A 24,620-nucleotide genomic window follows, 5' to 3' on the forward strand; every position below is an offset into this window, starting at 1 on the left:
GATTCGTCTGGGGAAGGAGCGTCAGACCGGCAGCGAGACCGGCTCGTTGTCGGGCAGCTGGCGCCCGCTCGGCGGGACCACGAACTTGTAGCCCACCTGGCGGACCGTGCCGATCATCGACTCGTACTCCGAGCCGAGCTTGGCGCGCAGCCGCCGCACGTGCACGTCGACCGTGCGGGTGCCGCCGAAGTAGTCGTAGCCCCACACCTCACGCAGCAGCTGGTCGCGGGTGAACACCCGGCCAGGGTGCTGCGCCAGGAACTTGAGCAGCTCGAACTCCTTGTACGTGAGGTCGAGCGGGCGGCCCTTGAGCTTCGCCGCGTAGGTGTCCGGGTCGATGTTCAGCTCGCCGGCCCGGATCGAGCCGCCGGCCCCGGCGGTCGCGTTGTTGAGCCGGCCCACGCCCAGGCGCAGCCGGGCCTCGACCTCGGCGGGCCCGGCACCGGCCAGGATGACGTCGTCGACGCCCCAGTCGGCGTTCAGCGCGATCAGCCCGGCCTCGGTGACGACCGCGATCAGCGGCACCCCGATGCCGGTCGCGTGCAGCATGCGGCAGGTGGCACGGGCCTCGGAGAGCTCGGAGCGGGCGTCCACCAGCACGGCGTCGGGGCTCGGCCCGGACACCAGGGTGCGGACGTCGCGGGGCGCGGTGCGTACGGAGTGGGGAAGCAGATCCAGCGCGGGCAGCACGGCCGATGGTTCGCCAGCGCGTGCCGTCACCAGAAGAAGGATTTCCACACTCACCTCCGTCCTTGCGGCGCGAGGCCGCTCGGGTGACCCGGTTTGCGGCGAATTGCGGACCGCTTCCCGGAGGACTGTTTCCCCGGCGTCACCGACGGGTGGGCTGGCGTTACCTTAACTGATACAAGAGGTCGGAAGATGATTTTGTTAGACCGAGTGACGCACTAAACGCTCGTACGGTGGGCAAATGCCCAACTCGTAACACGCCTTTTACAAACCCCCCCTTGCCGGTGATCAACAAAAATGCCGCCACCGACTCACCGTCACCCCAAGCCCCGCTCAGCCACACAACCCCCTATCTGAGCGAACCCCCTATCTGAGCGAACCCCCTATCAGGGAACGGCCCGCGATCGCCCCGCTGATGAGGAGGCAGCCAGCTCAGCCGCACGGGACAGTCCCCCACGCGACTCACCCGGCCGACCGCAACCACCAGCCCAGCGGAGCAGCCAGCTCACCCCCCACGAGACAGCCCCCCACGCGACTCACCCGGCCGACCGCAACCACCAACCCAGCGGAGCAGCCAGCTCACCCCCACGAGACAGTCCCCCACGCGACTCATCCGGTCGACCACAACCACCAGCCCACCGAGAACAAAGCGGATCCAGCCAGCTCAGCCCACGGAGCGAAGCGGAGCCAGCAACTCAGTACCATCGCAGGGTGTTTCCCTCTACGCCGCAGGACGACGCCTGGGATGCGGACGCCTCGCGCGAGATTGCGCGCTCGGCGCCGGGCCGGCCCCCGGGCGGCTTCTACGGCGCCGAGTCCGACGAGAAGCCGGTGTCGCGCGCCGACGACGGCGAGCCGGACGAGGACGACGAGGAGGAGATCGAGGTCGTCCCGGTCCGGCGGCAGCTGTCGCTGGCCATCGCCGGGTTCGCCGGGCTGCTCGGCCTGGGGCTGGCGCTCGGAGCGCAGACCTCGGTGCCGGACAATCGCCTCCCGTACGCGATCGTGCTGTTCGGTGTGCAGTTGCTGTACCTGCTCGCCTGGATCATGGCGTTGCACCCGCCGGCGCCGGGCGCGACGGCCGCGATCAGCGCCGTGGTCGCGGTGGTGGCCGACTATCTCGCCGTGACGAGCACACCCGCCTCGCTGCTACCGCTGATCTACGTCGCCCTCGGCGGCTTCGCGGCGGCTCTGATCGGGCAGCTCTTCCGGGCGGAGGATCGCAGCCGGGTCAAGGACTCCTGGCGCGACACCCTGCTCATCGTGCTCGGCGTGGTCGGGTACGCGATCCCGGTGCTGCTCACCCGCCAGCCGCTCGGCACCCAGACGATGATCGTCAGCGCGGCCGGGGCGGGGGTGGCGCTGATGGTCGCCCGGGTGACCGACGCGATCTTCCCGAAGCCGCGGATGGCCCTCCAGGTGCCGCGCGGCGGTACCGGCGTGGTGCTCGGCGCGATGCTCGGCACGCTCGCCTCGGCCGGGCTGGGCAGCGTGCTGGTGTTGCCGTTCACCCCGGCCAAGGGCGCGGTGATCGGCCTGGTCGCCGCCGGAATCGCCACCGTGGTCGACCTCGCGGTGAACTTTGGCGAGGCGGGCCGGCGGCTGGCCGGCGACGCGCCGACGTTCTGGGTGGCCCGGCACATGCAGGGACCGCTGGGCGCGTTCGCGTCGACTGCGCCCGCCGCGTACGCGCTGGTGCATTGGTATTTGTCATAACGAACGTTGCGTTTTGCCGGACCCTGGAACCGGGCATGTAGCGTCCAGCGGAGTCGACGGACGGGAGAACCGGTGGCCGAGGTGTACGGAGCGCGACCGCGACGGCGAGGGCGGCGGGTGCTCTTCACATTCATCGTGCTGGTATTGATCTTGGTCGCCGCGCTGGCGGTTGCCGACCGGTTCGCGGCGTCGTTCGCCGAACGCAAGATCAGTGACCGGGTCGCCCAGCAGGTCGAGCAGCAGAAGGCGACCAGCGAGCAGCCGGAAGTGACGATCGAGGGCATCCCGTTCCTCACCCAGGTCGCCCGCGGCGAGTACCACGAGATCAAGATCGAGCTCGCGAACTTCTCCGGGCCGGTCGGGAACGGCCGGACGATCAAGATGAAGCTGCTGGACGTCCGCGCGAACGACGTGCGCGCGCCGCTCGACACGATCCGCTCCGGGAACGGCACGGTCACCGCCGGCTCGGTCATCGGCACCGGGCTGATCGACTACGCGCAGATCGTGCAGCTGGCCGGCCAGCCGGGCGTGCAGCTCGGCGAGCAGAACGGCAAGCTGGTCGGTTCGGCGCCGGTGCAGGTACTCGGCCAGACCTTCACGGTCAGCGCCACGGCCGACCTGAAGGTGCAGGGCGACGTGGTCCAGGTCGGTTTCAGCGATGTCAAGGCGGCGGGTCTGCCGGATAACGCGCTCGTCCGCGGGCTGGTGAACTCGTACGTCCAGAAGCTCGGCTTCAGTCTGCGGATCCCGGCGCTGCCGCTGAACCTAAAGGTCAAGAGCGTGCAGCCGCAGGCCGACGGCCTGAAAATCACCGCGGCCGCGACCAACGTCGCGCTCAACTCCGGCGGGCTGTGACCCCGGACTCGTTCCCGGATGGTGGTCGAGGCTGTTCCGCGGTCTGGAACCGCTGGTAGGGTCGCTTTCCATGAGCCCGTTGCTCACCAAGAGGCGTGCGGTCGACCTGTGCCGCATGGCCGCCTGCCTGTGTCGCCCTGTCCTCTGACGGGGCCACTAGTGCTGAGCATCTTCTGCTCGTAATCCCAAAGCCCGGCAGTGGCGCCGTCGCACAAGCACGAGATCTGAACCCAGGGTCCCGCGCGGGGTGCGACAAAACCTCCGTGCGCTGACTCTCCCCCCACCATCAAAGGGAGCGAATCGATGAGTCGCGACACCGCACTCGTCTCGGTCGATTGGGCCGAGAAGAACCTCGAAACCCCGGGCGTGGTCTTCGTCGAGGTCGATGAGGACACCACCGCGTACGACGGCGGGCACATCCCCGGAGCTGTGAAGATCGACTGGAAGAAGGACCTGCAGGACCCGGTCCGGCGGGACTTCGTCAACCAGGAGCAGTTCTCCGCGCTCCTCTCCGAGCGCGGCATCGGCAACGACGACCTGGTCGTGCTGTACGGCGGCAACAACAACTGGTTCGCCGCGTACGCCTACTGGTACTTCAAGCTGTACGGCCACGAGCAGGTCAAGCTGCTCGACGGCGGCCGCAAGAAGTGGGAGCTCGACGCCCGGCCGTACTCGAAGGACCTGCCCTCCCGCGCCCGGACCAGCTACTCGGCCAAGGCCCCCGACCTGACCATCCGCGCTTTCCGCGACGAGGTCGTCCAGGCCATCGGCGTGCAGAACCTGGTCGACGTGCGCAGCCCCGACGAGTACGCGGGCCGCCTGCTCGCCCCGGCGCACCTGCCGCAGGAGCAGTCCCAGCGGGCCGGCCACATCCCCACGGCGATCAGCGTGCCGTGGAGCAAGGCGGCCAACGAGGACGGCACGTTCAAGTCGGACGACGATCTCGCCAAGATCTACGGCGAGGCCGGCCTCGACGGCAGCAAGGACACCATCGCCTACTGCCGGATCGGCGAGCGCTCCTCGCACACCTGGTTCGTGCTCAAGGAACTGCTGGGCCAGCAGAACGTGAAGAACTACGACGGCTCCTGGACCGAGTACGGCTCGCTCATCGGCGTGCCGATCGCGCTCGGCGACGAGCCCGGAAAGGCGTGATCATGACTTCTCCGAACATCGCGGCCGGTTGCGCCGCTCCTGACCAGTCCGCGCCCCTCCCCGCCGGCGTCGACCTGGAGAAGGAAACCGTCATCACCGGCGTGGTGAACAACGTCGAGGGCGAGCCGGTCGGCGGCGCGTACGTGCGCCTGCTCGACTCGTCCGGCGAGTTCACCGCCGAGGTCGTCACCTCGCCCGCCGGCCTGTTCCGGTTCTTCGCGGCGCCGGGGTCGTGGACCCTGCGGGCCCTGAGCCGGGCCGGCAACGGTGACCTGGTCGTCGACGCCACCCGTGGCGTCAACGAGGTCGCGATCGGCGTGGTCGCGGCCTAGCCCACGCTCTGTTACAGGGCGGGACCCCCGGCGGGGTCCCGCCCTCAACTTATGGTGCCGCCGACCACGACCGCATCGGGCGGCACTTCCGGGCGCCGGCGGGACAACCGGCGGATGCCGGTGTTCAGCACGGCGATCAGCGGCACCGCGACCAGCGCGCCGATGATGCCGGCCAGCGTCGCACCGCAGGCGATTCCGATGATCACCACGAGCGGGTGGATGGCCACCGCCCGGCCCATGATCAGCGGCTGCAGCACGTGCCCCTCGACCTGCTGCACCAGGATCACCGCGCCCAGCACGATCAGCGCGATCACCCAGCCCTGGTCGACGAGCGCCACCAGCACGGCGACCGCGCCGGACACGCTCGCACCGACGATCGGGATGAACGCGCCCAGGAAGACCAGCGCGGCGAGCGGGAACGGGAACGGGATGTTCAGGATCACCAGCGCGGTGCCGATGCCGACCGCGTCGATGAACGCGACCAGCACGGTCGCCCGCACGTAGGCGCCGAGCGTCACCCAGGACGCGTCGCCGGCGTCGGCCAGCGACCAGCGGGCGTTCACCGGGAACAGCCGGACGATGAACCGCCAGATCTTCCGCCCGTCACGCAGGAAGAAGAACGTCGAGAACAGCACCAGCAGCATGCCGGTGACCACCTCGAACAGGGTGGCCGCGGTGGCGATGCCGGTCGAGGTCAGCTGCGAGGTGTGCGCGTTGACCCAGTCCTGCGCGTTGTTGATGGCCTGGTTCACCTGGGCGTCGGACAGGTGCAGCGGACCGGTCTTCAGCCAGTCCTGGATCTGCCGTACGCCGTCGCTCGCCTTCTGGGTCAGCTCGGACGCGCCGTCGACGAACTGCGAGATGACCAGGGTGAGGGTGCCGACGATCACGGCAAGCCCGCAGATCAGCACCAGGAAGGTGGCCAGCGAGCGGTTCAGGCGCAGCCGGAGCAGCCAGCCGACGGCCGGGGCGAGCAGCGCCGACAGCAGCATCGCGATCGCCAGCGGGATCACGACGAAGCTGACGATGCCGATGAAGTGCAGCAGCGCCCAGCCGACCAGGCCGACCACGATCAGCCGCCAGCTCCAGGCCGCGGCGATCCGCAGCGAGTGAGGCACCTCGGCGTCGTCCCGGCTGTTGGTCGAGTCGTGCACGACCTCCGGCTCGCGCGGCGGCGGCTCCACGTCGTCGTCGCGGGGCGGCTCGCCGGTCACCACCTCGTCGGCACGCGCCTCGCGCACGGATTGACGGCCCGAGTCATAGGCGCCACGCAGTTTGTCGCGGACTCGCTGGAAACGGCTCAAACCGGCCTACCCCCTCGCCGAAGCGGCGCCACGGTGTGGCGCGCGGTAATCACCGTAGTAGGAGTTGTCCTGCCGATCACGCGCGGCTTGCGGCGGCGTACCGTCTGGACTCGTGAGTTCCGATACCCGCACCGAGGCCGGACTGCCGATCCGGATGCTGCACGACCGCGTACTCGTTCGCCAGGACGGCGCCGAGGGCGAGCGGAGATCGTCGGCCGGCATCGTGATCCCGGCTACCGCATCCGTCGGGCGCCGGCTGTCCTGGGCCACGGCGGTCGGGGTCGGGCCCAACGTGCGGTCGATCGTGGTCGGCGACCGGGTGCTGTTCGACCCGGACGACCGCTCCGAGGTCGAGCTGCACGGCCGCGAGTACGTACTGCTGCGCGAACGGGACGTGCACGCGGTGGCGGCCAGCCGGGTCGAGTCCGACGGGACGGGCCTCTACCTCTGAGCTCTCCGGTGGGTCACGCCGGGCGGTTCGGGTTCGGCGGCGTCGTGCTCGGGCCGTTCGACGACGACGGGTACGGGTATTGCCAGGGATCCGGCTGGGTGTTCGGGTAGCCGCCCTGCTGCGGCGGATAGCCCTGCTGCTGCGGATAGCCCGGCTGGGGGTAGCCCGGCTGCGGGTAGCCCTGCTGCGGCGGCTGCGCGTAGCCGCCGTACTGGGGGTAGCCCGGAGCGCCGTACTGTGGCGGGCCGTACCCGGCCGGGGCGTACCCCGCGTACGCCGGCAGCCGGATCGGCACCGGCACCACCGGGTCCTCCGGCGGGGCAATCGTCCGGGGAACGCCGTCCGGGAAGATCACGTGGTAGTTCAGGCCGTCCCAGAAGGCCTGCGGCGTGGTCGGGTCCTTGGCCGTGAACAGTTGCCGGTAGGCGTGCACGTCCCAGAGCAGCCGCTGCTCGTCGGCACTGGTCTTCAGCTGATCCTTCGGGGTGGTGTGCAACCCCCGTTGCATGCCGTCGCGCAGCAGCGCCAACTGGGTCGCCGCGAACTGGAAGTCGCGCATCGCCTTGTGCCCGAGCGGCCCGGCCACCCGGCGCGCCCACTCCCGGGCCGAGTGCCGCCGACCCAGGCTGCCCAGGCTGGCCACCTCGGGCGGGGAGAACCATCCCCAGCGTACGTAGAGCGGCAGCACCCGCTCGGTGAGCCGGCCCTCCCACGCCCGCAGCGCGATCGCGAACCCGACCACCGTGAAGAAGAACGGGACCATGAAGCCCAGATAGCCGTACAGCATGATGATCGGTTTGTTGAGGCTCGCGGAGAGCGTGGGCAGCAGGTTGAACGTCCCGTGCAGGATCATCGCGAGCAGCAGGCCGGCGATCGGGGCGAGCCAGCGGACCCGGCGGTCGCCGGAGCGGACCGAGACGCCCAGCCCGATGCCGGTCATCGAGGTGAAGAGCGGGTGCGCAAAGCCGGTGAACAGGATGCGCACGATGAAGATCAGGAAGAGGTTTTGCAGACCCGTCGCCGGGCCGTACTCCTCGGCGCCCGCCGCGTACCCGTGCTTGCCGAGGTACAGGACGTTTTCCACCATGGCGAAGCCGAGCGCGGACATGCCGCAGTAGACGATGCCGTCGGTGATGCCGGACCACTCGCTGCGCCGCCGCCAGGCCAGCAGGATCGGGCCCAGCGCCTTCATCGACTCCTCGATGAACGGCGCCACCAGCACCGCGACCAGCGCGTCGGGCAGTCCCCAGTAGTCGAAGAGCTTGGCCGCGAAGGTATTCACGAACAGGGCCACCGCGGTGGCGATCGCGGCCCCCCAGGCGAAACAGAAGGCCAGGTAGCGCACCGGCTCGGGCTCGTAGCGGTCGAGCCAGAGGAAGCTCGCCACCAGCAGCGGAACCGGGATCACCGCGGCGGTCAGGCCGACCAGCAGGCCGGTGAGGCCGATGTCGACGCCGAGGAAGAGCAGCATGCCGACCGCGCCGAGCAGCAGGACGACGATCACGCAGACCATCGGAGCGTAGCGGCGCCAGGCCGGCCGGCGGGGCTCGGGCGTCCAGTCGATGGCCGACGGGGCGGCCAGTGCCGTTCCGGCCTCGGAGGGCAGCACGTCGGGGCCGGGCGGCGGGAACGACTCGACCGGCGGCTGCGGAGCGGGCGCCCCCGCCGGATCGGCCAGGCTTGCCGAATATGCCGGATCAGCCGGGAATGCCGGGCTTGGGAGCGCGCCCGGCACGGCCTGGCTGGGTGCGCTCTGGTCGGGCGGCCCGCCCGGCGAAACGTCGGCCATGCCAGCCAGCGTAGTCACCCGAACGGGTACCGACCGCCCCGGCCGGGTTACCAAATGATCAAGCGCTGGTCAGCCGTGCCCCCGTGCGGGCGGGCGGCGGCCGGAGCGGCGGGTCGCCCGCGGCCGGTCGTGCCAGCCGGCCGCCCGGCGGACCAGGCGCGGGGCCTCGGCGAAGTCGACGCCGCTCGCCCGCAGCAGGTCGGTGGCGGCCGAGCGCACCTGCGCCACCACCACCCCGCCGGAAAATCCCAGACCGTCGTCGTACGCCTTGGCGGCCTCGGTGACCGCGCTCAGCGCCCGCTCCCGCGCGGCGATCGGCTCGGCCGCCTTCGCCCACTCCTGCCGCAGCAGGTCGACCGCGTCCCCGAGCAGCCCGATCGCGGTGGCCAGCACCTCGGGCATCCGCTCCTGGTCGGCCAGCCCGGTGCTCACCCGGCGGAGCAACACCCGGACGTTTCGCAGCGCGTAGGTCGCCTGGGTGGCACCGTCCACGTACTGGGCCAGGGCGGTGCGGGTGTGCCAGCGGGCCGGGGCGAAGGCGACGTTCTCCCGGGCCGCGGTCACCGCGGCGGCGAAGGCGGCGAACGACGTCTCGGCCGCCCGCAGCCGGGCCAGCGTCGCCTCGATCTCGTCCCGGTCCCCGGCGCGCAGCGCGGTCGCGACATCGCGCAGCCCGTCGGCGAGCGCGCGCAACGCCGGGTCGGCCGCCCGCCGCACCACGGTGAGCGGGTTGAGCGGCAGCAGGACGGTCATCACCACCAGACCGACGCCGCCGCCTATCAGCGCGTCGAAGAAGCGGGTCCAGGGCAGGGCGGTGGCCGAGGTGAGGGTGGCGACCAGCACGGCCGACGAGGCGGCCTGGACGACCAGCGGGGTGCCGCCGCCGACCGCGGTGGCGACCAGGATGGCGAGCAGCACGATCAGGCCGATCTGCCACGGGCCGGTACCGATCAGCAGGATCAGCGCGTCGCCGATGCCGATCCCGATGGCCACGCCGATGACCAACTCGACCGTGCGGCGGGCGCGCTGGCCGACCGAGGAGGCCAGGGTGATCACCGCGGCGACCGGGGCGAAGAACGGGACCGGCCGCCCGATCACGTCGTGCGCCAGGAACCAGGCGAGCGCGGCGCCCACGCCGGCCTGCACGGCGAGCGCCAGGCCGCCGCGCACCCGGTGCAGGCCGGCGGCGAGCCCGGCCCGCGCGCGGGCCAGCAGCCGGGCCGGTGCGGACGTCATGGTCACGGACTCTTTCTACGCGCGTGCCAGGATGGCGGCGTGACTTCTCTCGTGGACGAGTTCCGCGCCGCGGCCCGGCAGGCCGGCGCCACCGCGGACGACGGCGACCTCGCGGCCGCCGGTGAGTACCTGCTCGCCCGCTGGTCGGAACCGCAGCGGCACTACCACACCGTCGCACACCTGTCGGCCGTGCTCGACGTGGTGGAAAGCCATGCGGAGCTCGCGCCGCATCCGGAACGGGTCCGCCTGGCCGCGTGGTTGCACGACGCCGTCTACGACCCGCGGGCGCTCGGCGACGCGAACGAACGCGACAGCGCCGAGTTCGCCGAGGGACTGCTGACCACGCTGGGCGTGCCGGCCGGGACGGCGGCCGAGGTGGCCCGGCTGGTCGGGCTGACCGCGGGGCACGCGACCGAGGCCGACGACCCCGATGGCGAGCTGCTCTGCGACGCCGACCTGGCCGTCCTGGCCGGCGACGACGCGGCGTACGCGTCGTACACCGCCGCCATTCGCCGGGAGTACGCGCACGTGCCCGACGACGCCTTCCGGGACGGCCGGGCCCAGGTGCTCGAGGCGCTGCTGGAGCTGCCCTCGATCTACCGCCTCGACCCGCTGCGGGCCGCCTGGGAGGAGAGGGCCCGCGCCAACCTAGTCCGGGAGCTGGAGGTGCTTCGGCCGGCGTAACCCGGCCGCCCGCAGGCGAGACGCCAGCTCCCGGGAGGGCAGCAGGGTCGCGCCGAGCCACAGCGCACTGCGGAACCGCTGGTCCGGGATGTCGTAGTGGTCCCGGTCGAAGCCCCGCCGCGGTACCCCCAGCATCTCCGCGAACACGTGCAGCTCGGCGTAGGACAGATCGCTGACCAGGTGCGACCAGAGCCGCCCGCGGGCCGGCCAGAGTGGCTCGTCGACGAGGATCAAAGATCGCCGAACGACGGAAGATCGGCCAGCAGGTCGATCGCCCGGTCGGCGGCGAAGCCGCGGACGTCCGGCACGCCGATCCGGGCCGCGTCCGCGGTCAGGTCGTCGGGCATGGTCTGCGACTGCCGCTCGGCGGCCACCCGGGCCAGGTAATGCTCGATCTCCCGGCTGCGCACCGCCTTGTCCCAGCCGAGCGCGTCGCTCATCACCGCGGCGGCGTGCTCGGCCGACTCGGTGCCGCGGTGCGCGGTCTCGAACGAGATCCGGGTGCGGCGGGTGAGGACGTCGTCCAGGTGCAGCGCACCCTCGGCCAGCGCCGCGTACGCGACCTCGACGGCAAGATATTCCGGCGCGCCGGTCAGCGGCGTGGCCAGCGCCGGCTCGGCGGCGATCATCGCGAGCAGGTGGACGGACAGCGTCCCGTACCGCTCGAGAAGGTGCTCGACCGCCCCGGCGCTGACGCCGTGCCGCCGGGCCATGTCGTGCCGGTCGCGCCACGCGGCGGCGTAGCCGTCCGCGCCGAGCAGCGGCAGCTCGTCGGTGCGCGACGGGCGGGCCGGACCGCCGAGCCGGCGCACCGCGTGATCGATCACGTCGGCCGCCATCACCCGGTACGTCGTGTACTTGCCGCCGGCCACCAGCAGCAGCCCGAGCATCGGCTCGAACACCGCGTGCTCGCGGGAGAGCTTGGAGGTCGAGTCGGCCTCGCCGGAGAGCAGCGGGCGCAGGCCGGCGTACACACCCTCGATGTCGTCGGTGGTCAGCGGGCGGTCGAGCACGGTGTTGACCTGGTCGAGCAGGTATCGGATGTCGCGGGCCGAGGCGGCCGGGTGCGAGCGGTCGAGCTTCCAGTCGGTGTCGGTGGTCCCGATGATCCAGTGACCGCCCCACGGGATGACGAACAGCACCGAGGTGGGCGTGCGCAGGATCAGGCCGGCCTCGCCGGTGATCGCCGAGCGGGGCACCACCAGGTGCACCCCCTTGGAGGCACGCACCCGCAGGCCGGGGCGGACGCCGACGTCGCTGAGCATCTGCGACATGTCGTCGCTCCACACGCCGGTGGCGGCCACCACCGTGCGGGCGCGGACCTCGAACTCCGGCGAGTCGGGCGACTCCAGATCGCGGACCCGGACGCCGACCACCTCGCGCGCCTCGCGCACGAAGCCGACCACCCGGGCGCTGGTCACCACGGCCGCGCCCAGGCTCGCCGCGGTGCGGGCCAGGGTCACCACCAGGCGCGCGTCGTCGACCTGGCCGTCGTAGTAGCGGATCGCGCCGGTCACCGCGTCGGCCCGCAGGCTCGGGAACAGATGGCGGGCGCCGTCCCGGGTGAGGTGCCGGTGCAGCGGCATGCCCCGGCCCTTGCCGAAGACGCCGGCGAACGCGTCGTACGCCGCGACACCGAGCCCGTAGTAGGCGCGGTGCCAGACCCGGGCCGGCGGGTTGGCGGACGGCAGCGGCACCAGGATCGGCACCGGGCGCACCAGGTGCGGCGCGAGCCGGGTGGAGAGCAGGCCCCGCTCGGTCAGCGCCTCGTGCACCAGGTGCAGCTCGAGCTGCTCCAGGTAGCGCAGGCCGCCGTGGATCAGCTTGCTGGACCGGCTGGACGTGCCGGCGGCCAGGTCACGGGCCTCGACCAGGGCCACCTTGAGCCCGCGGGAGGCGGCGTCGACGGCCGCGCCGGCACCGGTCACCCCGCCGCCGATGACCAGGACGTCGAACTGCTCGTCGCGGAGGCGCCGGAGATCGGCTATCCGGCGGATCGGCGAGAGCCGGCCGGCCGAGTAGCGGGAGACGGAGGGATCGCGCACCCGTCCCACGTTAGCGCCCAGGTGCGTCACACCGGCGGATGAAAATCTCAATGTCGGGCCGGGGCAGGCAAAAGGCGGGCCGCCGAAGCGACCCGCCTTTCCGTTTTGTTGCCGAAGGGCTGGACTCAGAAGTCCATGTCCCCGCCGCCCGGGGCACCGGCCGGGGCCGGGGTCTTCTCGGGCTTGTCGGCCACGACGGCCTCGGTGGTGAGGAACAGCGCGGCGATCGACGCGGCGTTCTGCAGCGCCGAGCGGGTGACCTTGGCCGGGTCGATGATGCCCGCGGCCAGCAGGTCGACGTACTCGCCGGTCGCGGCGTTGAGGCCGTGACCCGCGTCGAGGTTGCGCACCTTCTCCACCACGACGCCGCCCTCGAGGCCGGCGTTCACGGCGATCTGGCGCAGCGGGGCGTCGAGCGCGAGCTTCACGATCGTCGCGCCGGTCGCCTCGTCGCCGACCAGGTCCAGCTTCTCGAACGCGGTCTTGCCGGCCTGCACCAGGGCGACGCCACCACCGGGCACGATGCCCTCCTCGACGGCCGCCTTCGCGTTGCGAACGGCGTCCTCGATGCGGTGCTTGCGCTCCTTGAGCTCGACCTCGGTGGCCGCGCCGACCTTGATGACCGCAACACCGCCGGCCAGCTTGGCCAGACGCTCCTGCAGCTTCTCGCGGTCGTAGTCGGAGTCCGACTTCTCGATCTCGGCGCGGATCTGGTTGACCCGGCCCTGGATCTGCTCGGCGTTGCCGCCACCGTCGACGATGGTGGTCTCGTCCTTGGTGATGACGACCTTGCGAGCGGTGCCCAGCAGGCTCAGGTCGGCGTTGTCGAGCTTGAGGCCGACCTCCTCGCTGATGACGGCGCCACCGGTCAGGATGGCGATGTCCTCCAGCATGGCCTTGCGGCGGTCACCGAAGCCCGGGGCCTTGACGGCGACGGACTTGAAGGTGCCGCGCACCTTGTTGACCACCAGGGTCGCCAGGGCCTCGCCCTCGACGTCCTCGGCGATGATGACCAGCGGCTTGCCGCCCTGCATGACCTTCTCCAGCACGGGGAGCAGGTCCTTCACGGCGGAGATCTTGCTGTTCGCGATCAGGATGTACGGGTCGTCGAAGACGGCCTCCATCCGCTCGGCGTCGGTCATGAAGTACGCCGAGATGTAGCCCTTGTCGAAGCGCATCCCCTCGGTGAGCTCGAGCTCGAGGCCGAAGGTGTTGCTCTCCTCGACGGTGATGACGCCTTCCTTGCCGACCTTGTCCATGGCCTCGGCGATGATCTCGCCGACCGTGGAGTCACCGGCGGAGATGGAGGCGGTGGAGGCGATCTGCTCCTTGGTCTCCACGTCCTTGGCGATCTGCGAGAGACCCTCCGAGACGCTCGCCACGGCGGCCTCGATGCCCCGCTTCAGGGCCATCGGGTTGGCGCCGGCGGCGACGTTGCGCAGGCCCTCGCGAACGAGCGCCTGGGCCAGGACGGTCGCCGTCGTCGTGCCGTCACCGGCGACGTCGTCGGTCTTCTTCGCGACCTCCTTGACCAGCTCGGCGCCGATCTTCTCGTAGGAGTCCTCGAGCTCGATCTCCTTGGCGATCGATACGCCGTCGTTGGTGATGGTGGGGGCGCCCCACTTCTTCTCAAGGACGACGTTGCGGCCCTTGGGGCCGAGCGTCACCTTGACGGCGTCGGCGAGCTGGTTCATGCCCCGCTCGAGGCCCCGACGAGCTTCCTCGTCGAATGCGATGATCTTGGCCATACGGCGTTGTCCTCCTGGACATTCGCGGTGCCGGGCCGCCTGGGCCCGCCCGCACGTTGCGGAACTGCGGACGTCGCCACCTGGCGATGCGACGTCCTCAGGCCGAGCCGGATAGCCCGCGACGACCGGCCCCGTGCCCCGGCGCCGATGGCGGCGCCGCGACCGGAACCCCACCGTCCCGACCTGCTTGGCACTCAGCGGTCGTGAGTGCCAATGACCTGTTTAGCACTCCGGTGGGGCGAGTGCAAGGAAACGCCACCTTGCGCGCAGGCGGCCCGCGGTCAGTCCGGCTCCGGCGCGCAGAGCTCGGCGAACAGCGAGACGCTGGTCACCCGGCCTTCGGCGCGGCGGGCCTGGGCGTACGTCACGAGGGCGGCGATCGCCCAGAGCAGAACCGTGGCGACGGCCACCACGGTGGAGGCGATCCCGCCCCAGACCGCATCGGCCAGCCGGGGCAGCACGGTGACCCCGAGCGAGGCCACCGCCAGCTCGCCCAGCCGGCCCCGTGAGCACAGATGCAGCGCCCGGCGGCGGCTGTGCTCGCGCTCGATCATCACGACGCAGCCGAGCACACCGAGGAAGGTGAGCACCGCGGTGGAGAGCGCGGTCAGGCCGATCGCGAGCGGGACCGCCACGGCCGGGCCCAGCCGGTCGGCGGTGAGCAACAGCGGCAGCGACTGGGTGAGCAGGCTGAACGCGGCGAACCAGAGCCAGAGCGGGCGCAGCCGGTTGGCCACCAGCCGCCACACCCGGCGCGGGCCGGGCAGCGAGCCGGCGGCACCCTCGGCGAGGGCCACCGCGGCCCCGCCGGCCAGCGCGAGGACCAGCGGCAGTGCGGAGACCGCGAAATAGGCCAGCCACATCAACGGGAGCAGCAGCAGGCCGAAACCGCCCAGCAGGTCGGAGAGCGCCGGGGCGGCCACCACGGTGTCGTCCACCCGGCCGACGAAGAAGTGCATCGGCAGCGCGGCGATCAGGCCGATCGGCAGCAGGCCGAGGACGCAGCGGCGGAGCACCCCGCGCCAGCGGGCGAGCCAGCCGGGCAGGTTGGCATCGCGCGGCGGGACGATCGGGTCGTCCTGCTCCGGCTCGGCCGGCTCGGTCGGGACGGGCTCGCCGGGCCGGCCCAGCTCGGCCGTGCGGAGCTCCGGGTCCCACGGGTCGGCGGCCTCGACCACCGGGCCCTGGACCATCCGCATGTGGCCGTCGCCCGATTCCATCGACACACTTTGCCTCAGTCGTGGCCGGATCGGCCACCCCGGTCCGGTTTGTACCCGACCGGGTTGCCACGTCCCGCGACAGCGGGTAGGGAGGACAGCGTGAACAGCTGGCGCGTGCACCGGGTGACCGTCGAGGACGCGGCCCGAGTGCGCGCGCTGCGGCTGGAGATGCTGGCCGACCACCCGCTCGCCTTCCTGGAGACGCTGGCCCAGGCGGCGGCCCGCCCGCACGAGGCGTTCCGGCAGCGGGTGGCCCAGGCCGCGCGCGGCGCCGGGGTGGCACAGTTCGTCGCCGACCCGGGCGGCCGGGCCCGGCTGATCGGGCAGGCCGGCGGCACGGTCCTGCCCGATGTCCCCGGCGAGACGGTGATCTTCGCGGTCTACGTGACCCCCGCGCACCGCGGTGGCAAGGTGCTGGCCGAGCTGGTCGAGGCGGTGGCGGGCTGGTCCCGGGCGAGCGGGCGGGAGCGGCTGATGCTCGAGGTGGTGGAGGGCAACCGGCGCGCGGTCCGGGCGTACGAGAAGCTGGGTTTCGAGGACACCGGCGAGCGCGTGCCGCACCCGGTGCTGCCGGCCCTGACCGAGCTGCGGATGCGCCGGGCCTGCTGAGACCGTCCCCGCTGCGACCGGTGGCTCAGAGGGTCATCTGCCAGTAGGTGAGCGAGTCGATCGGCCGGAAGCCCATCGCCCGGTTGATCCGCAGCATGTGCTCGTTGGACGCGGCGTTGCAGGTGTCGATCCGCTGGAGGCTCGGGCGCAGCGCGCGCACGTGCGCCAGATTGGCGATCTTCACGAGCGTGCCCAGCCGGCGGCCGCGGTGCTCGGGGGCGACCAGCGTGATGTTCTGCCAGGCGTGCGCCTCGCCGACCAGGTCACCGGCGATCTTCGTCCAGGCGACCAGCCGTGCGCCGAGCAGGGCGCCGGCGTGGTAGCTGATGCGCCCGCGCCGGGCCGCGCGCAGCTCGCCCTCGCGGATCTTTTCGGCGTCGGCCTTCGCCGGCTCCCAGGACGGATCCCCGACCGGGGCGTCGACGTTGAGCCGGCTGTCCAGGTAGGCAACGTCCTCGACGATCTCCGCGGGCGGTACCCCGGTCCACTGGGTCAGGCGGTAGCCGGTCGCGTGCCGCCAGGCGTCCGCGTACAGGCCGTCGATCCGGGCCTGGTCGAGCGTGCGCAGGTCGAGCCGGCTGCGCACCTCCTCGAGGCCGGGCTTGGCGTCCATCGCGGCGGCGAACAGCGCCCCGTCCGGGTGCCGGGACATGACGTGACCGATCACCGTCTTCCGACCGGCCGCCCGGGCCCGCTCGACCACCATGTCGACCAGCGCCCGGCCCACCCCGCGGCGGCGGTAGCCGGGTAGCACCGACAGCTGGATCTGCACGTTGCCCAAATTGTCTAGATAGGGCAGCTCCATGTCGACATATCCGACCGGCATCCCGTCCACGTAGGCCAGATAGTGCTCGTGATCGGAGCCGGGCCATGGGTGGGCGAGCCGGGCGACGAAATTGTCGCGGGAGATGACCGGAATATCGGGCTTGTCGTGAACCTCGCTGGCACGAAAAATCTCGTACGCGTCGGCAGCCGCGACCAGCGGACCCACCAAAAGGCTCATGGCCGCCACCCTTCCGGGCAGCGGCCAAGAGCGCCAGAGTTTTTGGTCGGGAGGAGCTGACGCACAGCGCCTCCGGCACTGGGTCGTTGGGCACCTCAAGAGATTGTCGCCAAGCTCGAAAGGTGAGGGGCCTCGTACGGCGTCGGCCCTCCCGCAGAGAGCATCCTGCCGACACTGTGATCCCGGCGCAAGTCCTCCGGGGATGGAATCTTCAACTAATGGCAGACAGACGGTTACCCACCGTCATCCCAGCAGGCCGGCCTCGCGTGCCCCGCGCAGCGACGGTTTGATCCGATGAGTCGGTCCGACCAGCTCGGACACCGCGTCGAGCGTCTTGAGGCCCTCGCCGGTGTTGTAGACGACGGTCTCCTTCTCCGGATCGAGCTTTCCGCTCGCCACCAGCTTCTTGAGTACCGCGACGGTGGTACCGCCGGCGGTCTCGGCGAAGACGCCGGTCGTCTCGGCGAGCAGCCGGATGCCCGCGCGGATCTCGTCGTCGTCGGCGTAGTCCATCCAGCCGCCGGTGCGCCGGACCGACTCGATCGCGTACGCCCCGGCCGCCGGGTCGCCGATGTTGAGCGACTTGGCGATGCCGGTCGGCTTCACCGGGACGATCTCGTCGGTGCCGTTGTGCAGCGCCACGGCGATCGGGTTGCAGCCGGACGACTGGGCGCCGAAAACGGTCCAGCCACCGTCGGTCGCCGTGGCCAGTCCGATCTCGACCAGCTCCTGGAACGCCTTGTCCACCTTGGTGAGCAGCTCGCCGGAGGCCATCGGGATGACCACCTGGGCCGGGATGCGCCAGCCGAGCTGCTCGGCGACCTCGTAGCCGAGCGTCTTGGAGCCCTCGGCGTAGAACGGGCGCACGTTCACGTTGACGAACGCGGTGTCCTCGAACTCGTCGGTCTCGACCAGCTCGCCGCAGAGCCGGTTGACGTCGTCGTAGGAGCCCTCGATGGCAACCAGGTCACCGCCGTAGACCGCGGTGGTGACGACCTTGCCCTGCTCCAGGTCGTAGGGGATGAAGACGATGCTCGGCGCGCCGACCCGGGCCGCGTGCGCGGCGACCGAGTTGGCCAGGTTGCCGGTGGAGGCGCAGGCGAAGCGGGTGAAGCCGAGGCCGCGGGCGGCGGTGAGGGCGACCGAGACGACCCGGTCCTTGAACGAGTGGGTCGGGTTGGCCGAGTCGTCCTTGACCCACAGCGGCGCGCGCAGGCCCACGGCGGCGGCCAGGGCGGGCGCGCTGACCAGCGGGGTCAGGCCCGGGTCGAGGGTGACCCGGGTGGCCGGGTCCTGACCGGCCGGGAGCAGGCCCGCGTACCGCCAGATGTTCTGCGGGCCGGCCTCGATCTGGGCACGGGTCACCCGCGCGAGAGCAGCCTGGTCGTAGGCCACCTCGAGCGGGCCGAAACACTCGTAACAGGCATGCTGGGCGATAAGCGGATATTCGGCACCACACGCGCGGCAGACCAGGCCACGGGCCGGAGATGCGGTGATCGAGGGTGTGCTGACGGCAGACGTCATCGAGGCCTTCCTCTCATCTTTCCCCGCCGGCGGCCTGCCGGGCGAGGACGGAATTAGCACCTGCCGCAGGCGGCCTCGTCATCGAGACTCAACGGTGGTTGCCGGGGCTTCATCGGGCCGTTCCCTCTGCCCCTCTGGATGAGGTATTCAGTTGTGTTCCCAACACCATACGTCCTGGTTCGCCGAACGATAACGGGTCGTCCCGAGGTGTGAGCCAGTCGGCATCCCTACGAGGTGATGTCCTTGCGGGTGAAGCGCCAGAACGCCAGCGACCAGAAGAGCGTGGCGTAGACGACCGCGGCGATCGTGCCCTTGACCAGGTCATCCACCTGCGCCGGGGTGGACAGCAGGCCCAGCCAGGCGTCGCTGTAGTGGGTCGGCAGGCCCACCCGCAGGCTGCCCAGCGCGGTGATCTGGTCGAGGATGCTGGACAGGATCCAGAGCAGCACCGCACCGCCCACCGCGCCCAGCGCCGCGTCGGTCAGCGTCGAGAGCAGGAAGGCCAGGCCGGCCACCACGGTCAGGATCACGGCGAGGTAGGCGACGACCCCGAGCAGCCGCAGCACGCCCTCGCCGGGCGGGATCGCGGCGGCCACGGTGCTGCCCAGCGGATGCCAGCCGTACCGCAGGGCGCCGACCAGCAGGCCGGTCGCCGTCAAGATCAAAAGCGCGAGCAGCGAGTACGCGAGCGCCACCACCAGCTTGACCGCAAGCAGCCGGACCCGGGGCACCGGGATCGCCAGCAGATAGCGCAGGCTGCCCCAGCTCGCCTCGCTGGCCACCGGGTCGCCGCAGAACAGCGCCACCACCACGACCAGCAGGAACCCGGCCGACACCGCGAGGCAGAACAGCGCGAAGTTCAGCCCGCCCGAGGTGGCCAGGTCGACCAGGCTGCCGAACGCGCCGCCGCCGTTCTGGTCGTTGTTGTCGTCGCCGCCCCCGCCGAACGCGAAGGCGACCAGGATGATGATCGGCAACAAGACCATGAAACCCAGGGCCAATTGCGTACGCCTGCGGGTAGCTTGCCGCTTCACCTCGGCCCACACCGGCAACGTCGCCGACGCCCGCCATCCAACCGCCCCGCCCGCCGCCCTTGACCGGGCTGAAGGCTTTTCCCCGAGTGCGCTCATCGGTCACCACTCCCCCGCGAGTTGTCCCCGACCAGGGCCAGGAACGCGTCCTCGAGCCGCCGTCGCGGCACCACCCGGTCGACGTCGACGCCGGCCCGCACCAGCGAGGCCACCACCTCGGCGCGCGGCGTGCCGTTCATGTCCACGATCAGGCCGGAGGGCCCGTCCGGCGTCACCGAGCGCACGCCCAGGCCCGCCAGCACCTGCGCGGCGGCCGGCACGTCCGAGACGTCGAGCAGCACCGACGGCGAATCGCCGACGATCTCGTCGACCGGGCCGGACGCGACGATCCGGCCCTTGTTGACCACCACGGCGTGCGTGCAGGTCTGCTCCACCTCGGCGAGCAGGTGGCTGGAGACCAGCACGGCCCGGCCGTCGGTGGCGTACCGGCGCAGCACCCGCCGCATCTCGGCGATCTGCGGCGGGTCGAGCCCGTCGGTCGGCTCGTCGAGCACCAGCAGCTCGGGCAGGCCGAGCATGGCCTGGGCGATGGCGAGCCGCTGCCGCATGCCGTGGCTGTACTTGCGGGTCTTGCGGTGGATCGAGTCGCCGAGGCCGGCGATCTCCAGCGCCTCCTCGAAGTGCGCGTCCGCCTCCGGCCGGCCGGTCGCCCGCCAGTACGAACGCAGGTTGTCGAGGCCGCTCAGGTGCGGCAGGAAGCCGGGGCCCTCGACCAGCGCGCCGATCCGGGACAGCACCGGCGCGCCCGGGCCGAGCCGGTGGCCGAAGACCAGGGCGTCGCCGCCGGACGGCATGGTCAGGCCCATCAGCACCCGCAGCGTGGTGGTCTTGCCGGCGCCGTTCGGCCCGAGCAGGCCCACCACCTGGCCGCGCTCGACCGTGAAGCTGATCTCCTCGACCGCGACGAAGCCGTCCCCGTACGCCTTGCGCAGGTCGCGCACGACCAGCGGGGTGTCCGCGAACTCGTCGACCACCTCGTCGTGCCGGCGCCGCCGCAGCCGCCGCCGGACCAGCAGCACCACGGCCAGGCCCAGCGCGATCGCCAGCACGAGGCCGGCCAGCACGTAGCGCCAGATCGTCTGCGGGTTGGGGATCGGGGTGCCGACCACGGTCGGCAGGGTGATCGCCGAACCGGCCTGCACGGTGTAGACGGCCGGCTGAGCGGGCGTGAGGAACGCCTGGTCACTGGTGGCGACGACGACCCGCACGGTGTGGCCGGCGTCGATCCGCCGGACGATCGCCGGCAGGGTGACCGTCACCTCGGTGGCCTTGCCTAGCTCGGCCGGCAGGCCAGTGAGCCGGACCGGCGCGACCAGGCCGGCGCTGAGCGTCTCGGCGCCCGACCGGTCGACGTCGTAGAGCTTCACGAAGAGCGTCGCCGCCCCGGTCGGCGAGGCCGCGCGCAGCCGCACGGTGGGCGCGCCGGTCACCTCGACCGCGCTGGCCAGAGGGGTGGAGTCGAACGTCGCGTACTGCCCCGGGATGTCCCCGGCGACGCCGCCGAGCAGCTCGCTGAGGCGGCCGCCGGCGCCGGGCAGTGAGGAGATCGCCGCCGGGTTGCCGTTCGGCGGGTTGGCGATCGGCTGGGCCGGGCCGGCGATGGCGACCTGGGTGCTGCCGGTCCCGGTGAGGCCCGGGTACGCGTCGGTCGAGTACCCGTTGGTCACCAGCCCCCGGTCGAGCGCGCTGAAGCCGGCCACCCGGGAGTAGGTGAAGCTGTTCCCCGGCGGGTCGCCGTCGCCCTTCACGTAGTGGTCGAGCCACTGGACGGTGAGGTATTTGACCCTGTCCTGATCCGTTTTCGGGCCGGCGCCGCCGTCGTGCCCGCCGGTGAACCAGGCAACCCGCACCGGGGTGCCGGCGGCCGCGATACCGCGGGCGTTCGCATCCGCCTCGGAGAGCGGGAACAGCGTGTCGACCTCGCCCTGGATCAGCAGCGTGGGTGCCTTGATCTTGTCGAGCACCGTGGCCGGGCTCGACTTCTGCAACACCGCCCGGGTCGCCGCGTCCGGCGTGCCGGTGGTCGCCAGCTGGAGGTACGCCTGGCAGACGTCGGCGGCGAACCGCCCGCAGGCCGGATCGATCGCCCCGGCGCCGCCGGGGTGCTCGCCGCTGCCGGTCCCCTCGCCGCCGCCGGCGCCCGCGCCGCCGGCGGCGCCCACGGCCGAGCCCAGCGCGGACTGGCCGGCCGCCGCGCCGTTGCCGAAGAAGAGGCCCGCCCAACCCTTCTTGAAGACTCCGGTCGCGGTGGTGCCGGCGGACTGCGGCAGGAAGACGTTGGTGAAGTCGTTCCAGGTGATCGACGGGACGATCGCGTCGACCCGCCGGTCCTGTCCGGCGAGCAGCAGGGCCAGGCCGCCGCCGTACGAGCCGCCGACCACGCCCACCCGCGGGTCGCCGGGCGCGTCGAGGCGCACCTCGGGGCGGGCGGCCAGCCAGTCGAGCAGCCGCTGGGCGTCGCGCACCTCGTAGTCGGGGCTGTCCAGGTGGATCTGGCCGCCGCTGCGGCCGAAGCCCTGTGCGGTCCAGGTGAGCACCGCGTACCCCCGGTCGGCGAGCGACTCGGCGTCGGAGCTCACCGAGTTCTTCGTGCCGCCGAAGCCGTGCGCGAGCAGCACCGCCGGGACCCGGCCGCCGCGGTCGCGCGGCAGGTAGAAGCGGGTGTCGAGCACCACGCTCTGATCGCCGGCCGGCCCGGTGTGCACGGTGATCTGCTGGTCGGTCGCCGTCCACCCGGGGGTGTCGGGCCAGACCGCCCACCCGACCAGCCCGGCAACGAGCACGAGGACCGCCGAGCCGGCGACGAGGCGGCGACGAGTGACCGCTTTACGGAGGCGGCCCGACAGTGACATGAGGCAAAGCTATCCGGCCCGATCTGAGGCGCCGCTGTGAAGCGTCACAGGAGCGTGGCGGCGATAGCGTGTACCACTGAATCGCCGGATCGATGACGGAGGCAACTCGCGGTGGCCGATGAACTCACGCTGACCGTAACTTTGCGGCCGGCCGCCCTCGACGCCCGTCGCGGCATCGTCCGGCTCCACCCCGAGGTGATGACCGCCCTCGCGATCAACCCCGGCGATCCGGTACGCCTGGCCGGCAGCCGGACGACCGCCGGGGTGGCCGCGCGCGCCGAGGCGGATGCCAGCCGCGCCCTGCTCTACGCCGACGACCTGGTGATCGGCAACCTCGGCATGCGCGACGGCGGCCAGGTCACCATCGCCCCGCTGCCGGTGGTCGCGGCTCGCCGGGTCACGCTCACCGGCCCGGCCGAGATCGTCGCGGTGGTCTCCCCGGAGATGCTGCGGCTCGCCCTGCTCGGCAAGGTGGTCAGCGCCGGCGACGACGTCTCCCTGCTGCCGCAGGACGTGCTGCCCGCGGCGGCGAACCGCTCGCTGGTCGAGGCGGCCCGGCGCAGCCTGGCCAACCGGGTCGGCTACGGCTGGACCAGCGCCCTGCTCACCGTGGCCACGGTCGAGGAGACCGACGCCGCGCTGGTGACCATGGACACCGTGGTCGGCTGGGCGGACGGCTACGAGACCGCCGGCGGCACCGCGGCCACCCCGGTCGTGCACGCCGCCGCGCCGGCCGCCACCGACCCCGAGGTGCCGCCGCCCAGCCTCGACGACCTACCCGGCCTGCGCGCCCAGGCCAAGGAGCTGGAGGAGCTGCTCGACCTCGGCTTCCACCACGGCGAGGTGCTGGCCCGGCTGGCGACCAAGGTCTCGCTCGGCGTGCTGATCTCCGGCCCGTCCGGCTCGGGCAAGTCGGCCCTGGTCCGCGCGGTGGCCGCGCAGGTCGGCGCCCGCGTGCTGCCGGCCTGGGCGCCGTCGCTGGCCGCGCTCACCAACGACGCCGCCGCCCAGCAGCTGCGGGCGCTGGCCCGGGACGCCCGCGCGTCGGGCCCGTCGGTGCTGCTCTTCTCGGATGTGGAGGCGCTGGCGCCGCGCGACGAGCCCGGCCCGCTGGCGACGGTGTTCCACCAACTCCTGGAGGAGACCGTGCGGGCGGGCGTCGCGGTGGTCTGCACGACCAGCCGGCCCGAGTCGGTCGACCCGTCGCTGCGCGCACCCGACCTGCTCGCCGTGCAGCTGGCGGTGCCGCTGCCGGACGCGGCCATGCGCCGGGAACAGCTGGGAGTGCTCACCCGGGGCATGCCGCTGGCCGAGGACGTGCGGCTGGACGACGTCGCCGGGCGTACGCCCGGATTTGTCGCCGCCGACCTCGGCGCGCTCGCCCGCGAGGCCGGGGTGCGCGCAGCGTTGCGGCAGAAGGCCGCCGAGTCGCCCACGGTGACCATGGCCGACTTCGAGGCCGCGCTGGACGTGGTCCGGCCGACGTCGATGGCCGACTCGACGCTCGAGGTGGCCGCGGTGACCCTGGACGACGTCGGCGACCTGGAGGACGTCAAGCAGGTGCTCACCGAGTCGGTGCTGTGGCCGCTCACCTACCCGGACACGTTCGCCCGGCTCGGCGTCTCCCCGCCGCGCGGCGTGCTGCTCTACGGCCCGCCCGGCTGCGGCAAGACGTACCTGGTCAAGGCCATCGCCGGCACCGGCAAGGCCAACGTGCTCTCGGTCAAGGGCGCCGAGCTGCTCAGCAAGTGGGTCGGCGACAGCGAGCGGGCCGTGCGCGAGCTGTTCCGGCGCGCCCGGGAGGCGGCACCGACGCTGGTCTTCCTGGACGAGGTGGACGCGCTCGCGCCGACCCGCGGGCAGGCCACCGACGGCGGCACGGCCGACCGGGTGGTGGCGGCGCTGCTCACCGAGCTCGACGGGGTGGAGGAGCTGCGCAACGTGGTGGTGGTCGGGGCGACCAACCGGCCCGACCTGATCGACCCGGCGCTGCTGCGGCCCGGCCGGCTCGAGCGGCTGGTCTACGTGCCGCCGCCGGACGCGGCCGCCCGGGCGGCCATCCTGCGGGCGTCGTCGAAGCAGGTGCCGCTGGACCCGTCGGTCGACCTGGACGCGCTCGGCGCCGACCTCGACGGGTTCTCGGCGGCCGACTGCGCGGCGCTGATCCGCGAGTCGGCGCTGGCCGCGATGCGCGACTCGCTGGAGGCGACCACCGTCACGGCGGACAATGTGGTCACCGCACGCGAGCGGGTGCGGGCCTCGCTGGACCCGGCGCAGGTGGCCTGGCTCTCGGCGTACGCGAAGGAACACCAACCGGGCTGA

Annotated in this window: 21 protein-coding genes and 1 riboswitch; of the genes, 9 read left to right on the top strand and 12 right to left on the bottom strand. The window is 72.1% G+C overall.

Features of this window, described 5'->3' with window-relative positions:
- Positions 1-21: 21 nt before the first annotated feature.
- Complete coding sequence (locus ODJ79_RS25940; protein WP_263026180.1) at positions 22-738, bottom strand: winged-helix domain-containing protein; 717 nt, start codon at positions 736-738, stop codon at positions 22-24.
- A 660-nt stretch (positions 739-1,398) separates the two neighbouring features.
- Between ODJ79_RS25940 and ODJ79_RS25945 the strand changes: the two genes are divergently transcribed.
- From ODJ79_RS25945 to ODJ79_RS25960, 5 genes are all read left to right on the top strand, one after another.
- Entirely contained in the window at positions 1,399-2,403 is a 1,005-nt protein-coding gene (locus ODJ79_RS25945) for a hypothetical protein (protein ID WP_263026181.1), read from the top strand.
- Positions 2,404-2,520: 117 nt separating this feature from the next.
- A complete protein-coding gene (locus ODJ79_RS25950) occupies positions 2,521-3,258 on the top strand; it encodes a DUF2993 domain-containing protein (protein ID WP_263026182.1) in 738 nt (245 codons plus the stop codon).
- A gap of 70 nt (positions 3,259-3,328) precedes the next feature.
- Entirely contained in the window at positions 3,329-3,406 is a 78-nt protein-coding gene (locus ODJ79_RS47030) for an Ms5788A family Cys-rich leader peptide (protein ID WP_317620705.1), read from the top strand.
- Positions 3,407-3,561: 155 nt separating this feature from the next.
- The gene (locus tag ODJ79_RS25955) at positions 3,562-4,410 is read left to right on the top strand and encodes a sulfurtransferase (RefSeq protein WP_263026183.1); all 849 of its coding nucleotides are present in this window, start codon (positions 3,562-3,564) and stop codon (positions 4,408-4,410) included.
- Between the two features lie 2 nt (positions 4,411-4,412).
- Entirely contained in the window at positions 4,413-4,742 is a 330-nt protein-coding gene (locus ODJ79_RS25960) for a DUF1416 domain-containing protein (protein ID WP_411267372.1), read from the top strand.
- A 44-nt stretch (positions 4,743-4,786) separates the two neighbouring features.
- On the opposite strand, the gene ODJ79_RS25965 is transcribed toward ODJ79_RS25960, so the two are convergent.
- Positions 4,787-6,046: an AI-2E family transporter gene (locus ODJ79_RS25965; protein ID WP_263026185.1), complete on the bottom strand. Its 1,260-nt coding sequence runs from the start codon at positions 6,044-6,046 to the stop codon at positions 4,787-4,789.
- A 154-nt stretch (positions 6,047-6,200) separates the two neighbouring features.
- Between ODJ79_RS25965 and ODJ79_RS25970 the strand changes: the two genes are divergently transcribed.
- Positions 6,201-6,497, top strand: a complete 297-nt coding sequence (locus ODJ79_RS25970) for a GroES family chaperonin (RefSeq protein ID WP_411267375.1) — start codon at positions 6,201-6,203, stop codon at positions 6,495-6,497.
- A gap of 13 nt (positions 6,498-6,510) precedes the next feature.
- Here the strand turns inward: ODJ79_RS25970 and ODJ79_RS25975 are convergent, their stop codons facing one another.
- Together ODJ79_RS25975 and ODJ79_RS25980 are read right to left on the bottom strand one after the other, a co-directional pair.
- Positions 6,511-8,286 (bottom strand): PrsW family intramembrane metalloprotease, encoded by a 1,776-nt coding sequence (locus ODJ79_RS25975; protein ID WP_263026187.1) that lies wholly within the window; start codon positions 8,284-8,286, stop codon positions 6,511-6,513.
- Between the two features lie 69 nt (positions 8,287-8,355).
- On the bottom strand, positions 8,356-9,522 hold the full coding sequence (locus tag ODJ79_RS25980) for an FUSC family protein (protein WP_263026270.1): 1,167 nt from the start codon (positions 9,520-9,522) through the stop codon (positions 8,356-8,358).
- Positions 9,523-9,561: 39 nt separating this feature from the next.
- Here ODJ79_RS25980 and ODJ79_RS25985 point away from each other — a divergent pair, with 39 nt between their 5' ends.
- Positions 9,562-10,206, top strand: coding sequence for a metal-dependent phosphohydrolase (locus tag ODJ79_RS25985; protein WP_263026188.1), 645 nt, complete (start codon positions 9,562-9,564; stop codon positions 10,204-10,206).
- Here ODJ79_RS25985 and ODJ79_RS25990 read toward each other — a convergent pair.
- The 4 genes from ODJ79_RS25990 to ODJ79_RS26005 all read right to left on the bottom strand — a co-directional run bounded on the left by ODJ79_RS25990 (position 10,171) and on the right by ODJ79_RS26005 (position 15,219).
- Positions 10,171-10,440 (bottom strand): DUF4031 domain-containing protein, encoded by a 270-nt coding sequence (locus tag ODJ79_RS25990; protein ID WP_263026189.1) that lies wholly within the window; start codon positions 10,438-10,440, stop codon positions 10,171-10,173. The genes ODJ79_RS25985 and ODJ79_RS25990 overlap by 36 nt on opposite strands.
- Entirely contained in the window at positions 10,437-12,251 is a 1,815-nt protein-coding gene (locus ODJ79_RS25995; protein ID WP_263026190.1) for a glycerol-3-phosphate dehydrogenase/oxidase, read from the bottom strand. The genes ODJ79_RS25990 and ODJ79_RS25995 overlap by 4 nt, the downstream gene beginning before the upstream one ends.
- 125 nt (positions 12,252-12,376) lie before the next feature.
- A complete protein-coding gene (gene groL / locus ODJ79_RS26000) occupies positions 12,377-13,999 on the bottom strand; it encodes a chaperonin GroEL (protein ID WP_263026191.1) in 1,623 nt (540 codons plus the stop codon).
- Positions 14,000-14,280: 281 nt separating this feature from the next.
- Positions 14,281-15,219 carry a hypothetical protein gene (locus ODJ79_RS26005; protein ID WP_263026192.1) on the bottom strand — a complete coding sequence of 313 codons (939 nt, stop codon included), beginning with the start codon at positions 15,217-15,219 and terminating at the stop codon, positions 14,281-14,283.
- Positions 15,220-15,318: 99 nt separating this feature from the next.
- On the opposite strand from ODJ79_RS26005, the gene ODJ79_RS26010 reads away from it, so the two are divergent.
- A complete protein-coding gene (locus ODJ79_RS26010) occupies positions 15,319-15,828 on the top strand; it encodes a GNAT family N-acetyltransferase (protein WP_411267373.1) in 510 nt (169 codons plus the stop codon).
- A gap of 25 nt (positions 15,829-15,853) precedes the next feature.
- Here ODJ79_RS26010 and ODJ79_RS26015 read toward each other — a convergent pair whose 3' ends face one another.
- The 4 genes from ODJ79_RS26015 to ODJ79_RS26030 all read right to left on the bottom strand — a co-directional run bounded on the left by ODJ79_RS26015 (position 15,854) and on the right by ODJ79_RS26030 (position 22,298).
- On the bottom strand, positions 15,854-16,831 hold the full coding sequence (locus ODJ79_RS26015; protein WP_263026193.1) for a GNAT family N-acetyltransferase: 978 nt from the start codon (positions 16,829-16,831) through the stop codon (positions 15,854-15,856).
- Between the two features lie 243 nt (positions 16,832-17,074).
- Positions 17,075-18,355: a threonine synthase gene (gene thrC / locus ODJ79_RS26020; RefSeq protein ID WP_263026194.1), complete on the bottom strand. Its 1,281-nt coding sequence runs from the start codon at positions 18,353-18,355 to the stop codon at positions 17,075-17,077.
- A gap of 10 nt (positions 18,356-18,365) precedes the next feature.
- Positions 18,366-18,500, bottom strand: a riboswitch (SAM riboswitch).
- 82 nt (positions 18,501-18,582) lie between these two features.
- Positions 18,583-19,485 carry an ABC transporter permease gene (locus ODJ79_RS26025; RefSeq protein WP_263026195.1) on the bottom strand — a complete coding sequence of 301 codons (903 nt, stop codon included), beginning with the start codon at positions 19,483-19,485 and terminating at the stop codon, positions 18,583-18,585.
- The gene (locus ODJ79_RS26030) at positions 19,482-22,298 is read right to left on the bottom strand and encodes an alpha/beta fold hydrolase (RefSeq protein WP_263026196.1); all 2,817 of its coding nucleotides are present in this window, start codon (positions 22,296-22,298) and stop codon (positions 19,482-19,484) included. The genes ODJ79_RS26025 and ODJ79_RS26030 overlap by 4 nt, the downstream gene beginning before the upstream one ends.
- Positions 22,299-22,409: 111 nt before the next feature.
- On the opposite strand from ODJ79_RS26030, the gene ODJ79_RS26035 reads away from it, so the two are divergent.
- Positions 22,410-24,620 (top strand): AAA family ATPase, encoded by a 2,211-nt coding sequence (locus tag ODJ79_RS26035; protein ID WP_263026197.1) that lies wholly within the window; start codon positions 22,410-22,412, stop codon positions 24,618-24,620.

The sequence above is a fragment of the Actinoplanes sp. KI2 genome (assembly GCF_025630775.1).
Taxonomy (GTDB): domain Bacteria; phylum Actinomycetota; class Actinomycetes; order Mycobacteriales; family Micromonosporaceae; genus Actinoplanes.